At 34.4% G+C, this 13,371-nt stretch carries 15 protein-coding genes and 1 pseudogene; 13 read left to right on the top strand and 3 right to left on the bottom strand.

Going from position 1 to position 13,371, the window contains the following annotated elements; genetic code table 11:
- The first annotated feature begins 150 nt into the window (after window positions 1-150).
- The 5 genes from FS486_RS13970 to FS486_RS13950 are packed head-to-tail and all read left to right on the top strand — an operon-like array spanning window position 151 to window position 4,635.
- Window positions 151-588, top strand: coding sequence for an NUDIX hydrolase (locus tag FS486_RS13970; protein WP_144512172.1), 438 nt, complete (start codon window positions 151-153; stop codon window positions 586-588).
- Entirely contained in the window at window positions 585-1,520 is a 936-nt protein-coding gene (locus tag FS486_RS13965) for a TPR end-of-group domain-containing protein (protein WP_144512171.1), read from the top strand. Before FS486_RS13970 ends, FS486_RS13965 begins: the two co-directional genes overlap by 4 nt.
- Window positions 1,510-2,970 (top strand): amidase family protein, encoded by a 1,461-nt coding sequence (locus FS486_RS13960; RefSeq protein WP_144512170.1) that lies wholly within the window; start codon window positions 1,510-1,512, stop codon window positions 2,968-2,970. Before FS486_RS13965 ends, FS486_RS13960 begins: the two co-directional genes overlap by 11 nt.
- 15 nt (window positions 2,971-2,985) lie before the next feature.
- On the top strand, window positions 2,986-3,825 hold the full coding sequence (locus FS486_RS13955; RefSeq protein WP_144512169.1) for a hypothetical protein: 840 nt from the start codon (window positions 2,986-2,988) through the stop codon (window positions 3,823-3,825).
- 27 nt (window positions 3,826-3,852) lie between these two features.
- Entirely contained in the window at window positions 3,853-4,635 is a 783-nt protein-coding gene (locus FS486_RS13950; protein ID WP_144512168.1) for a class I SAM-dependent methyltransferase, read from the top strand.
- A 230-nt stretch (window positions 4,636-4,865) separates the two neighbouring features.
- Here the strand turns inward: FS486_RS13950 and FS486_RS13945 are convergent, their stop codons facing one another.
- The 3 genes from FS486_RS13945 to FS486_RS13935 form a co-directional block, all read right to left on the bottom strand.
- A complete protein-coding gene (locus FS486_RS13945) occupies window positions 4,866-6,098 on the bottom strand; it encodes an MFS transporter (RefSeq protein WP_144512167.1) in 1,233 nt (410 codons plus the stop codon).
- Between the two features lie 89 nt (window positions 6,099-6,187).
- Window positions 6,188-6,814: a LysE family transporter gene (locus FS486_RS13940; RefSeq protein WP_144512166.1), complete on the bottom strand. Its 627-nt coding sequence runs from the start codon at window positions 6,812-6,814 to the stop codon at window positions 6,188-6,190.
- A 115-nt stretch (window positions 6,815-6,929) separates the two neighbouring features.
- Window positions 6,930-7,349, bottom strand: a complete 420-nt coding sequence (locus tag FS486_RS13935) for a hypothetical protein (RefSeq protein WP_144512165.1) — start codon at window positions 7,347-7,349, stop codon at window positions 6,930-6,932.
- A 479-nt stretch (window positions 7,350-7,828) separates the two neighbouring features.
- On the opposite strand from FS486_RS13935, the gene FS486_RS13930 reads away from it, so the two are divergent.
- From FS486_RS13930 to FS486_RS13895, 8 genes and pseudogenes are all read left to right on the top strand, one after another.
- Window positions 7,829-8,269 carry a YybH family protein gene (locus tag FS486_RS13930; RefSeq protein WP_186321457.1) on the top strand — a complete coding sequence of 147 codons (441 nt, stop codon included), beginning with the start codon at window positions 7,829-7,831 and terminating at the stop codon, window positions 8,267-8,269.
- A 38-nt stretch (window positions 8,270-8,307) separates the two neighbouring features.
- Window positions 8,308-8,439: pseudogene (locus tag FS486_RS13925) on the top strand (CPCC family cysteine-rich protein); the annotation flags it as partial.
- A gap of 204 nt (window positions 8,440-8,643) precedes the next feature.
- A complete protein-coding gene (locus FS486_RS13920) occupies window positions 8,644-9,189 on the top strand; it encodes a hypothetical protein (RefSeq protein ID WP_144512163.1) in 546 nt (181 codons plus the stop codon).
- A gap of 258 nt (window positions 9,190-9,447) precedes the next feature.
- Window positions 9,448-9,684: a hypothetical protein gene (locus FS486_RS13915; protein WP_144512162.1), complete on the top strand. Its 237-nt coding sequence runs from the start codon at window positions 9,448-9,450 to the stop codon at window positions 9,682-9,684.
- Window positions 9,685-9,912: 228 nt separating this feature from the next.
- A complete protein-coding gene (locus FS486_RS13910) occupies window positions 9,913-10,305 on the top strand; it encodes a hypothetical protein (RefSeq protein WP_144512161.1) in 393 nt (130 codons plus the stop codon).
- A 249-nt stretch (window positions 10,306-10,554) separates the two neighbouring features.
- On the top strand, window positions 10,555-10,836 hold the full coding sequence (locus FS486_RS20705) for a DUF4304 domain-containing protein (RefSeq protein WP_144512273.1): 282 nt from the start codon (window positions 10,555-10,557) through the stop codon (window positions 10,834-10,836).
- A gap of 201 nt (window positions 10,837-11,037) precedes the next feature.
- Window positions 11,038-11,976, top strand: a complete 939-nt coding sequence (locus FS486_RS13900; protein WP_144512160.1) for a DNA/RNA non-specific endonuclease — start codon at window positions 11,038-11,040, stop codon at window positions 11,974-11,976.
- Between the two features lie 529 nt (window positions 11,977-12,505).
- The gene (locus FS486_RS13895; protein WP_144512159.1) at window positions 12,506-12,886 is read left to right on the top strand and encodes a hypothetical protein; all 381 of its coding nucleotides are present in this window, start codon (window positions 12,506-12,508) and stop codon (window positions 12,884-12,886) included.
- Window positions 12,887-13,371 lie beyond the last annotated feature (485 nt).

The following is a 13,371-nucleotide window of genomic DNA, read 5'->3' as shown; positions in this document are numbered from 1 at the left end:
AACTGTTGTGTTGCTTAATAAAGTACTCGTTAAAGTCCCGATAGAATAGTTGTATAAAGCCTTTATTAAAAGAATGTTCATCAGAATAAAAAGGAGAAATTATAAGCTGTCTCGAAGATTACATAATGGATTGTGGAAAGGGGAATGGGGATGTTTTTTATAAATGTGGAGGGTGCAGTATTTAGAGAAGATAAATGGCTACTCATAAGAAGGAGTACAAAAGAAGCGCATGCCGGAGGAGGATTGTCTTTGGTAGGTGGAACTGTAGAGCATGAAGGAGACTCTTCCGATATCTTGGAAAGGACTCTACGTCGAGAATTGCATGAAGAAGTGGGAATTGAAGTGAAAGAACGTATGCAGTATGTTCGGAACACTTCGTTTGTATTAGGGGATGGGCAAGAAGTTGTAGATATTGTTTTCTTATGTGAATGGGAAAAAGGGGAACCATACGCAAAAAGCCTAGATGAAGTAGATTCGGTTCACTGGATGACGACAGATGAGATTATTAGCAATGACGAAATACCATACTTTTTGAAAGACAGTATTTTAGCTGCGGAGGCTTTAAGGATAAAGGGCGTCCATGTATGAAAACAAAAACATTTTTGGAGATTCAAAAAAAGTTATTTAATGCTTTTGAAAGTGGTAATTTTGCCGAAGTACAAAAATTGATCGATGAAACGGTGATTAGATTTCCGGACAGAATGGAGAAGTATTCTTTTTGGAGAGCTTGCACGTTTGCTAGAATTGGTGAAAAAGAGGAAGCAATTTCTGTTTTACAAGAAGCCTTAAGTTTAGGGGTTTGGTGGAATCCAAATACGCTAATGCGGGATCCTGATTTAAGTTTACTCCATGATGAAGACCAATATCAGCTAATTATTCAGCAATGCCAATCCATTTTGGAAAAACAAGAACCAAAAGAGAATCTGTTCGTCCCTTTTGGGGATGAACACGCTCAAACAGGCATTTTTTCCATTCATTGGCGTGGTTCCAATATAGAAGATTTTGCTCCATTTTGGGTAGAGGGAAATGACTATCTAATTGGATTTCCGCAATCATCTCAGCCATATGCATTTAATTCATACTGTTGGGATGATCACGAAAAGGCAATTGTAGAAGTTAGGCATGCTTTGAAGAGGTTCAATGAGCGTTTTGAGTTTGATAATCTTATTGTAGCAGGCGCCTCCCAAGGCGGAAAGTTAGCCATAGAACTTGCTTTAGATAATAAAAGCCTTCATGTAAAAGGTTTTATTGCAGTAGTCCCTGCCATTGTAAACTTAACCGAAATTGAATCAATGATTATGAAAGCAAATAAACCGAACCTTAAAGGATGTATTATCACAGGGGATCAGGATCCTTTTTACAAGAAGACACAGGAGCTTGTTGAGATTTTTAAACAAAATAATATTGAGTGCAATATTTTTGTGACGGAAGGATTAGGACATTTCTTTCCAGACGACTTCTCGAAGCTATTAATTAAAGCTGTCGATTTCATAAATAAAGGAGGACTGAATGAAGATTAAATTTAATCCATTGTTCAAAGATGAATTAACGATTCAAGAAATACAAGTACATATGGAAAATGGAGAGATAACTTCAAAAGAGCTAGTTATGTACTATCTATTTCAAATTGCTAACTATGATCAAGACGGACCCAAAATAAACTCCATACTAGAGATAAACCCTGATGCTATTTTCATTGCGGAAGCTTTAGATCATGAAAGGAAAACAAAGGGAGTAAGAGGGCCATTACACGGTATACCAGTTTTCCTGAAGGATAATATTGAAACGAATGATTCGATGCATACAAGTGCCGGAACGCTAGCACTAGCAACGAATATGAGCCATAATGATGCATTTCTTGTGGAGAAGTTGCGAAAAGCAGGGGCAGTTATTCTAGGAAAAACGAATATGACCGAATTATCAAATGGAATGTCCTCCGAAATGTGGGCAGGCTACAGTGCAAGAGGGGGACAAGTGCGAAATCCATATGGAGATGCCGATCTCTTTGTTGGAGGTTCAAGTTCCGGTTCAGCAGTAGCGGTTGCTGCAAACTTCACTGTCTTATCTGTAGGTACCGAGACCGACGCATCGATTCTCAGTCCAGCTACTCAAAACTCAGTAGTTGGTATTAAACCAACTGTCGGTTTAATAAGTAGAAAAGGTATTATTCCTTTTACATATTCTCAAGATACTGCTGGACCATTTGCAAGAACCGTAACAGATGCAGCAATATTATTAGGAGCTTTAACAGGTATTGACTCATCAGATCCTGCTACTTATAAGAGTGAGGGAAGAGCACAATCCGATTATTCTAGTTGTTTAGACCCCAATGGTTTAAAAGGAGCGAGAATTGGAGTGTTTAATCCAATCCCAAATGATTCAGATGAATACGATGAGCAGCTATTTAGAGATGTCATTCGAACATTAGATAAGGAAGGAGCAATGGTTATAGAAAAGATAGACATTCCTTCTTTTCATAGAGAATGGAGTTGGGGTGTATCGTTATATGAGTTGAAGCATAGCTTAGATAATTATCTTTCTAAATTGCCACCACAATTACCTGTTCATTCTATTAGCGAATTAATTCAGTTTAATAAAGGGATAAGAGAAAAGGCATTAAAGTATGGACAAGATAAGTTGGAGAAAAGGGAACAGTTTCCGAATACATTAAGAAATGCGGAATATTTGAATGCAAAGCTAGAAGATGTATATTTTTCTCAAGAACAAGGTATAGACTTTGCTTTAAAAAAATATGGTTTGGATGCGATTCTTTTCCCAGCTTATATTGGTTCTACCATTTGTGCAAAAGCTGGATACCCTTCTATTGCAATACCTGCTGGATATATGAAAAGTGGAAGACCATTTGGCGTGACGTTTGCGGGAAGTGCTTTTAGTGAGGGAGTATTGATCAAACTTGGTTATGCATTCGAACAAGCTACAATGCATCGAAAAAGTCCGATCTTGTCTTAAAGGAGGTTTATTCCATTGAAAATAATTGATACAGTTCCTTGTTTTCTTCATAATTACGAACCATCTATTGATTTTCTAAGAAGTTACTATGCAAAATATCCAACTATTTTTACACATTATTTTGCTCTTCATTGTAAAGACACCGATGAAAGACATATAGAATCGATAAGAAAATACCCTCACCACTTTGCTGCGATTAAACAAGTGCATGAAAATATAGTTCCAGTCATTGAAGAAATAGCGAAGCAATATGAAAAGCTGTACGAGATTACGTTTCCTATTGATATAAACCTTATTGTTGGGGGATTTGGATCGAATGCATATACAAATCACCAAATTATTCCTGACATCACGTTTGCTTTAGAAAAGTTATCGCCGAAGCTTGATCATTTACGTGTAATTGTTGCACACGAATTTGGACACGCAGCACAAAATATTATTTCTGATCGAGCGGGTATGGATTGGCCCAACATCCATTGGACAAGTCCTCTCCTATTGCTTAACCAAGAGGGAGCAGCGACGCATTTCTCACGACAAACCGTTTTAAATGTACACCCTTCTATCTATTTTTCCTATAATGATGAGGGATATGAATGGTTAACTTTCGCGGAACAAAATGCAGAAACTATTAAAAGGGCATTCGCTGATGACTACGAAGTCTTAACACGAGAAGCACTATTTCGTGAATGGTTTTCTATCAATGGAGGAAAAACGTTTGGGTACAGCAGACTTGCCTATTTTATAGGGGATATGTTTTTTCAGTCTCAAGTGAAGGAAATGGGAGAAATTGAAGCTATAATTGCTTGGAAAAACGAGTGCTTTGAAAAACAGGTGAAGCAATGGCTTTTTCAATAATAAATATGACATGCTAAGGAGAAGGTCATGATAAACGAAATATTTGCTAATAATCTAGAAGAGTATGACGATCCAGCGTCATATGATATTGAAAATAATGCCTATCTTGGAGAACTACCATTTTTAACAGAGTGGGCTTCCAAAAAAAGAGGTCCCATCATTGACCTTGCTTGCGGCACAGGAAGAATCACGATTCCTTTAGCAAGCAATGGGTATGAGATAATTGGGGTAGACTTACACGCCGGTATGCTGGAGCTAGCGAGACGAAAAGCAAAAGCACTTGATCAGCAAATAGAATGGGTTGCGCAAGACTGTACGCAGCTAAGTCTAAAATGTAAAAGCCCATTAATTTTTATGGTTGGAAATTCAATTCAACATTTTCACTCAAACGATTCGCAAAATATGCTCTTAGCCTCTGTTTATAACCACTTAGAAGAAGATGGTGTGTTTATCTTTGGAACTAGATTTCCAAATGCAGTGGAGCTATTGCAACCAAGTACAGAAGAGTATTGGAAAACGTATCACGATTCAACTCGTGATAAAGAGGTAGATGTTTATACAATTAGTGACTATGATGCTTTAAGCCAAATTCAACACTATACAACCATAAGGAAATTTAAAAACAAGGAAGGAAAAATTGTGGATGAAAAGAGAACGAATATAAGCTTGCGGTATACATATCCTAAGGAGATGGAAAGGCTGCTAGCCGAGAATAGATTTGAAATAGTACACTTGTATAAAGACTGGAATGGAACTCCTATTAGTAATGACAGTTATGAAATGATTTATGTTTGTCAAAAGGTTGTCTAAGAGTTTTGAGGAATAGTGAGTATCATGCTTGTTGTGTGGTGATTTTAATGAATCGCTCCATCTCGAAGGAGAATCGCTCTATCTTCCGAGACAATCGCTCCATCTCGAAGAAGAATCGCTCTATCTTCTCAGACAATTGCTCTATCTTTTACCTCAACATGTAGGATTCAGTATACTAGCCTTATTTCAATAAGGAGAAAAAGCCCAATTCACCTGTGAATTGGGCAGTTTCACTGTTCTGTCTCAATTTCCTCGACTTTAATGAACTTGAACACGATAAATAAAAGAATTAGTCCTAGAACACCAGCCGCAATATAACTAACATTCAAATAGTTTTTCATCACTAGTGACATCACTGGAGGTCCCGCTGCAACACCGATAAACCGTGCAGAGCTGTAAAAAGAGGACACGGTTCCCCTTTGTTCCTTTTCAATATTTTCTGTAATAATGGCATCCAGCACTGGGAGTATTGCACCAATGGCGATTCCTAATATGCTTGTTACGACTAACAAAAGGATTAGTTTTTTACTTGTGTATCCGACAAAAACGACACTTGCAGAAGTTCCAATTAAACAAATAATCATCATCTTTTTGATCGTCTTTAGTTTTCCTTTAATGTTTCGTCCCGTTATATAAGAAGCGATACAAAGTAAAAGAAGCGGGATTGCTAAAACAAATCCTTTTTTTATACCTTTTATATCATGTGCTTTCTCAAGATTTTCAGATAGAAAAAATAACACTCCAAATAGAACAAGCATCGCAAACATTCCATTTAAAAACACGGTTAATAACCATTTGCCTTCCTGCTTAAATGTTTTCTTTAAATTAGATAAGAAATCATTTAATTTTATCGGTTCATCCTTTTCCTTAGGGACCTTTATAAAAAAGAATATCAATACAATGGAAATCAAGCTAAAAAATGATATAGAAAAGAACGGTAAAAACCATAAAAATGCAGCAAATACGGACCCGAGAATCGGGCTTAATACTTTTCCAAATGTATTAGAAGTTTCTATAATACCTAAACAAGAACTTGTTTTTTCATCATCATCCTTATACAAATCGCCGACAAGAGGAAGTACAATCGGCATTGCACCTGATGCTCCTACTCCTTGTAAAATCCGTCCAATAATAATCCATGTAAAAGGACTATCCAGTTTCCAAGAGGCAAAACCAGCAATTAGACCACCGATTAATGCCAGGATTAAACTTGGTAAAATAACCGCTTTTCTGCCAAAACGATCAGAAAGATAGCCAGCCACTGGTATAAGAAATATAGCGGCGACGGAATAGCTCGTAATGATCATACTAGATTGAAAAGCAGTAATACCTACCTTATTTTCTAATATCGGGAGGACTGGAATAAGCATGGAATTTCCTAATGTCATAACGAGAGGAATTGAGGCCATACTTATAATGCACCAAACACTTACTTTGTTATCGTTATTGTTTGTTTTATTCATACATACACCTCGAATGATCTTGTAATTGTTTTCAATCATTAAAAGGTATGGTTTCCTTGCGTATGCTTATTATACTTAATGGAAAATGGCTAAAACAGGGAGTGAAATGCTTGAATGCCAAAATATATTCCGAAACCAATCATAGATAAAGAGGAAATACAGGAAACAATTTTTAAAAAGGAGGTTGATAGTAGCTTCCGCGAACCACTTGAGATAATGGACATCGTGAAATCTACTAGAGCAATCCCAAGTAGGATAGTTAAGCTAAACATAATAATTTGGAATCCTGATAAAGCTCCACCGCCACCTACTAATATAGAACCATATATGCCCAACCAAAAAAGAATAGTTAGTGGATTTAATAATGCCATTAGTAGTCCCGCTAAAAAAGATTGGCGTAGCCGCACTGTTTTACGATACTTAGAATCCATTGAAATAGTATGTAAAGTGAGAAGATTTTCAATTCCTGTATACATAAGAACAAAAAACCCAAATGACCACAGAAAAGTTTTCATAAAAGGGGAGTCAATAAACTGAGCTACCCCGAAATATACCATTAACATGTACAGAATGTCTGTAGCTACAGCCCCCATTCCGAAAAACCAGGCATGGAAAAATCCATCTTTGATTCCTTTATTTAATAAGGTTGCTTTTACAGGGCCAATCGGTGCTGCTAGGGAAACACCTAAAAAAAAGTATGTAAATATTGAATTCATAAAAAAATAGCCCTCCATTAAAATGATGTCTTTGCATCATATTCAAGGCAGGCTATTTGTACAACTTCTTTAAAAAATAAAATTTTCTAGAAATATACTTTTAGTGAAAATACATTTAAAAGGGAAAAGTTAAAGTTTTTAGTAACGGATCAATTTCTGTTTTAATGGTAAAAAAATAAGGTTTATGTTCATTATCAAATATAAGTAAATATGGCTTTTCTTCTTGTGGGATAATAATGAAAACTTCATCAATCAAAGTATTCACCCATTTATTTTCTAAGCGAAGAGATTGCGTTAAGGGGATTTTAACCAAGTAACCTTTGTTTGGAATAGGATTGAATTTTTTAACAATGCCATCAACTTCTTCAATAATTTTTTTAGTCTCTAATTGTACCTTCGAATTTGTAGGAATTGTTGTTATCTTGTTTTTTTCAATATCAAGAAGTTCAATATTCGTATTATCTTGCGCACTTACCAACAACAGATTGAATAGAAAAAGTATAGGAATGGACGAAAAAAATATTTTGCGTATCACACTAACCACCACCTCAGATGTAGCATCACCAAAGATTATTTCTTTATGCCTTATCTAAAGAAATTTACAAGTCGTGTCAAGTGGTGGCAAGCATTGCATATATATGACTTAGCAAGCAGACTTGTCATTGGCAGGGTTTTTAAAAGATAAGCAAGTTTATAAAAAATGTAAGATGGGGACTTGTTCAATACTCTTAAAAGTGAGTAATACTACTGATTTCCGTTGCAGTTGGACGCGTTCTGTGAGGGGAACGGTGAACCCGCTAGAGCCTTTCTCCTTTTTCAACTAAAGATATAGGATAGATGATGAAGTGATCACTATTGAACCTGCCTATACATGTGCAGATTATCAGATTATCGTGGAGTGTTACACTAAAACTAACAAAGTAGGTTAATTGAAGAAGGGAAAAATGTTTGAGTAGAGAATTCATATATAATAGGATTCTTACATTTCTGAAATTAGTAAAGGGGATGCACTTAATGACAGAGGGTTTTTTCAAAGTTCAAGACGTACTTGAAAATTACAAAAGAGCAGTTTACGAAAAAGATGTTGAAAAGTTCTTATCCATGTATTCTCCCGAATTGCATATTTATGATTGCTGGGGAAACTGGGAGATCAAGGGGATATCTGCATGGAAGGAAAGTGTAGTAGAGTGGTTTGATGGATTGAACGACGATGGTGTTTTACTTAATGTTGACTTTAATGACCTAGTAGTTGAAGAAAATTCATTTCTCGCATTTGTACATGGTGCTGTAACATTTGCTGCTTATCAAGAAGATTCTGGTAAGAAACTTCGTCAAATAACAAATCGGTTCACATATGGTTTGAAAAAAGTGAATGAATCTTGGGTCATAGCTCATGAGCATTCGTCATTGCCTATAAATATCGAAACAGGTAAGGGAATTTTTAACTTGAAGTAGCAAATAAAATACGTTGAGCGGAGATAAAGGGATTGTTGCTGCAATTCCTTTATTCTTTTTGTCCTTGTTGTGGATATAAAACTTTAGATGAAGAACCAACTGATACATATGAAATTTGCAAAATATGTTTTTGGGAAGATGATGGGGTTCAATTTAGAGACCCAGATTACCTAAAGGAACCTTTAAGCTGGTAGAACTACAAATGGAGGTTGTGATAATTCCTGAAAAAGTAAAGAATTCTATGAACTAAGAATTTGTTAAACTAATGGGTTCTTGATATCAAGAAGGGATAAAGCCTTTATATTTTTATATTAGTTTGATAATACCGATAAGAATGGGAATAATACACTTAAACTTACTTTGAGGTGTATAAGATGTCCAAAATAATATTTATCTTGGTTTTATCTATGCTGTCTTTATCTACGGTATATGCGGTTGAAGATGATAAGACCAGTTCTTACGAAGAAATATACCCAGAAATAGGATATAAAACGATTGAAGGAGCATTAGACGATTTTGAAGAATATTTCGGTCACAAACTAAAATTACCATTAAGAGTGCCACCAATCAGTTTTACACATCATTTTGGTCGATTTAGTAACTACTTAGAATCTGAAGGTGATGAAAATTTTGAGGTGACCTTCATAAATGACCAGAATTCTGAAAATCATTATAAAATCGATATTCGACCTATTAAGTATGGTATTCCTATACGAGAGAAATATGTATTAAAAACTTTTGAATTAAAAAATGGGAATGAAGCCACTTATATGACTATTTCGGGTTTTAATGTGCTTGTCTTCGAAAGAGGGAATTGGCAGTATGCATTAAGCATAGATAAAAGAGTTTCTGATATAGTGACTACTGAAATATTAGTCGATATCGCTAATTCGATTGATTATCCGACTGAACGAAAATAGTTTGTTGTTCAACTAACCGCTGCTTTACTCCTTCTTGAAGTAAAGCGCTTTTTCTTATAAAGACACAGTCAAGGTCAATAACTCGTATTAAGTGGTTTTCGACCAATTGTACAGGCATATACTTAAATTAAAAAGGAAGTGTACTAACTGCAAAAGAGTAAAATCACTTTAATTGGGACTATTGCAATCTTAATTGTTAAAGCCTTTCTATTTATCAATAGTGCCTCGTCAAAAGGAGATACATTTGAAGTTCCACCTATGTTAAGTCCCGAGGAACAAGTGAAAAAAGTGGATGAGATTGAAAATTTCCTCTACGGAGAAAGAGGGATACTTAAACAAGTAGATGATGAATTAATGAAAAAAGGCTATGAATTTCAGACTTTAGTTATGACTAATTCTGTGGATGATGTACATGTGAAATATGTTTTAAACAATAAAGACGCTACTGAATCCGAACAAGAAAAGGTAAAATCAATTTTCTTTGAGATAATTTAAAAGAATAATCTAGATTCTAATCCATTTAAACATAAAGTGGGTGATATTAATGATGGACCAGATTGGTAGTTAGGTTATTCAACTTACGGGTGCTTTAGCAAAATACGACCATCATTTTGATGGTCAATTTTTTATGTTCAAAACATGAAATTGATCTCAGATATGCATCGTGAAATGTTACACTTAAACTAAAACAGCAGTTTAATAAAATAAAATGGGGGTGAATTTTTGAAAAGAAACAAAGTAATAATTTTCATTATATCTGTGATTCTTTTATTGTGCTTAGTGTGGATTTTATTTCCTAATAAAAGTGCAGAAGTAAAAAGTTTCATCTATGAGATAGAGGAAAACAATGACGAACTGATTATTGAAGTTAACTATCAATTCACTAACAATACAGGAAGTTTAAGTTATGTAACTATTGTTTTAGACAGTTTTTTGTATGAACGACTTAAGAATCCAGAATCTATTGAACCCATTTTTTTAAACGGTGTAGTATCTGGTTCTACAAGAATAATTATTAACAAAAAGGACTTAACTTCAGACTTTATTGAATCGTTAAAATCAAAGGAAAGAAATCCTTTTCGTGCTATAAGTATAGGTGAAGAAATTAGTTTGTAATAACTTAACTAACGGGTGTTTAGTTCATCAGGATTATTCAACTGCTTAGGCAGTTCTTTTTCTTATTGAACTAAGGGGCAGTTTAGTTCAGTAAGGATGACAATTTATACATAAAATAAAAGAAGGTGAAAAAATGTCGTTGGGAAGAGACAATATGATTTCAGCCATAAAAACAAATGTTATTCCTGAACTTAGAGAAAGAGGTTTTAAAGGTTCTTTTCCTCATTTTCGAAGGATTAGTGAGAAAAAATAGACTTAATAACTTTCCAATTTGACAGGTATGGTGGAGGGTTTGTTATTGAAGTAGCAGTGTGTTCTCCTGATGGATTTACTCATTATTGGGGCGAGAAAGTTCCACTAAATAAAGCAACTGCACACGACTTACACCCTGAGAATAGGTTAAGGTTGAACGATGGTGAATGGTTTAGGTACGACATAGAAAATGATGACGGAAATATATATGAAAATGTGGCAAATAAAGTGTTGATGCATTTATTCATGGCTGAAGAATATTGGAAAGATAACAGATAAATAAAGTTCTCCTTATTGCACTTACGGGTGCTTTACTTCAAAGAGGAGTAAAGCCTTTTTTCTTTTTGAACTAAAGCAGCAGTTTAGTTGACCAGCTAATCTTGGAATATGCTATTATCAATAGGTTAACAATATTGATCTATGCTAACATTCCGAGATTTTAGAATGAACAGCATGAAACTATTATAGGAGAATCATAAAATGAAAAAGAAAATGAACTATTTAATCTTACTTTTAATAACCATCTTTATGGTTGGTTGTTCCAACTTAGTAGACGCATCCATTACAAATGGAGAAACAGATTCACAAGAAGTAACTACAGTTGAAACAAATAAAAATAGCGAAAAAGTAGATACTATCACCAAAGTTGTTGATGAATCAGCAGTAGAAGAAACACTAACCCAATCAAATAATGAACTGTTTTCAGGATATAAACTTATTGAAGTTGATGGTGGTGATTTGTCTGGTTATCGGGAACCTAATGTCGTCGTTGACATTGGTTACGGGAATCGTAAATATTGGGCATTTACTAATGAATACGGGCAACTAGTGCGTGTCATTGCTGAAAAAATCATTCTACAAGATGATAGTAACGAACCTGTAACATCGTCTGGCAGATACTATTCTGATGAAGCAAAGGTTCCTGGTGTTGAAAGTGACGTTTTAGATGAAGGACATGTAATTGCTGATTCTCTCGGAGGGGTATCGAATGCTTATAATATAACACCACAAAATAGTACGCTTAACCGACATGGTGATCAAGCTTATATGGAAGACGCAATCCGTAAAGCAGGTGGAGCTACAAATTTTGAAGCGATTATCACATATCCAAATACGAAAACCCAGATTCCTTCAAGTTATCAATACGCTTATACGATAAGGGGTAACGAGATCGTTGATAAATTTGATAATGTAAACCCTGATGAAGTAAATGCATCACTCGGTTTAACAGGCAGTGAGCCTTCTGATTCAACGAGTTCAAACACAACCGGTGATATTTCCAGTGTTGATACGAACGGTAATGGCCAGGTGACGATTAAAGAAGCAAAAGCAGCAGGTTTTAGTATGCCCATAACGAGTGATCATTGGTTATACCCATATATGGACGATCGTGATAATGATGGTATGGTTGGGGAGTAAGCACCTAGAACTCAAGGGAAATATTAAATGAAGTGAAATAAACGAATGATTTTACAAAAACAATCGGGCGCGATTGTTAAATAAATCTTAGATTTAGAATTTCAAAAGACTTTATCGTTATATTTTTTAGTATTGTAATGTTTCATAAAATTAATCAACTTTATTCATACCCCCGTTCTAACTTGAACGGGGGTATGTTTGTTTGAGCTTATAAAATTAGGCTTGTTAAAGGCTAGGGTTGAATTTTCGTGAGGTGATTGAGTTTGTGAAATGTTACACTTAAACTAACGCTGCACGTTAGTTTAATAAGAAAAATATAAAACGAGGGAATTAAATGAAGACGAAAGAAGAAGCAGTTTGGGAAATAATTAAAGTGGAGAATTTATTAATCTATATGGACCATTAGGTTAAAACCATTACTCTTTATTCTATAATTTTTACTTCAAGCAGGAGTAGAATGTAAAATAACAGAATAATTCGAAACCGTTATGCTATTTATTCGTATATAGACTAAAGGAAGTGTGACAAAATGAAGAGAAATAATGTATTTATTATTGTACTTATGCTACTTTCCATGACAACTTTATTAACTTACGATTTCTTTCCTGATTTAATTGGATTCATTTATTTGCCTAAATCACTAGTACTTGCACTGTTGATAGTCATTGTTATTTTCAGTATTTTATCTAACAGGTTTCAAAAAGATAACCAAAGAATAACTTTACTTTGGCAAATGGTGTCAACATTGTATTTGTTTTTATTAGTTGTTGCATCTACAGTTCTCGGTGGTAATTCACAAATCGGAATTTCTTTAAAAAATCCAGTCTTATGGATTGTTATTGTTATTAGTATTTATGAGATATACGAACAAAATAAAAAAGTAAAAGTATTAAATTCGTTTTCTGAATGAAAGCATACATGGTACGAAATAGGTACTTTTTTTACTAACGGATGATTTACTTCAAGAAGAGGTGGAGCCTTTTTCCTATTGGACTAAAATAGAGAGTATGTCAATAAACGGGAGTGAATTCAATTGAGACTATTCAGCTTGTTACAATTACTAACGGCAATGATTGCGTTTGGTATTTATTTTTATTTTATTGTACCTGTGATTAAAGAGAATGTATGGTTCCAATTTTTGATATTTGCACTAATTTTCTTTACTCTATGTTATTTTTCCAGAAGGTTTGAAGGACATTTTAAGTTTTTAGATAAACGGATTGATAATCAACTTAGTGTATGGATTGTAATTAGTTTAATTTTCATTCCAATATTCATTATTTATTGAACTCCCATGAAAATTAAATACACTCAAAATCAACAAAATTACATAACAAAAGAGACTCAGAAATAGCTTTTTTAAAAAAGCTGAGCCTTTTAGAGTGGTTATATTAA

Source organism: Bacillus sp. FJAT-22090 (genome assembly GCF_007676755.1).
Taxonomy (GTDB): Bacteria; Bacillota; Bacilli; order Bacillales_A; family Planococcaceae; genus Psychrobacillus.
Note: the sequence above shows the minus strand (reverse complement) of the source record. Positions and strands in the feature narration are given on the sequence as shown.

Excerpts from the sequence above, each read along its gene's own strand:
- FS486_RS13945 (WP_144512167.1), bottom strand. The coding sequence starts at position 6,098 with ATGAATAAAACAAACAATAACGATAACAAAGTAAGTGTTTGGTGCATT.
- FS486_RS13930 (WP_186321457.1), top strand. The coding sequence starts at position 7,829 with ATGACAGAGGGTTTTTTCAAAGTTCAAGACGTACTTGAAAATTACAAA.
- FS486_RS13970 (WP_144512172.1), top strand. The coding sequence starts at position 151 with ATGTTTTTTATAAATGTGGAGGGTGCAGTATTTAGAGAAGATAAATGG.
- FS486_RS13950 (WP_144512168.1), top strand. The coding sequence starts at position 3,853 with ATGATAAACGAAATATTTGCTAATAATCTAGAAGAGTATGACGATCCA.
- FS486_RS13900 (WP_144512160.1), top strand. The coding sequence starts at position 11,038 with ATGAAAAAGAAAATGAACTATTTAATCTTACTTTTAATAACCATCTTT.
- FS486_RS13960 (WP_144512170.1), top strand. The coding sequence starts at position 1,510 with ATGAAGATTAAATTTAATCCATTGTTCAAAGATGAATTAACGATTCAA.
- FS486_RS13965 (WP_144512171.1), top strand. The coding sequence starts at position 585 with ATGAAAACAAAAACATTTTTGGAGATTCAAAAAAAGTTATTTAATGCT.
- FS486_RS13915 (WP_144512162.1), top strand. The coding sequence starts at position 9,448 with ATGTTAAGTCCCGAGGAACAAGTGAAAAAAGTGGATGAGATTGAAAAT.
- FS486_RS13940 (WP_144512166.1), bottom strand. The coding sequence starts at position 6,814 with ATGAATTCAATATTTACATACTTTTTTTTAGGTGTTTCCCTAGCAGCA.
- FS486_RS13895 (WP_144512159.1), top strand. The coding sequence starts at position 12,506 with ATGAAGAGAAATAATGTATTTATTATTGTACTTATGCTACTTTCCATG.
- FS486_RS13920 (WP_144512163.1), top strand. The coding sequence starts at position 8,644 with ATGTCCAAAATAATATTTATCTTGGTTTTATCTATGCTGTCTTTATCT.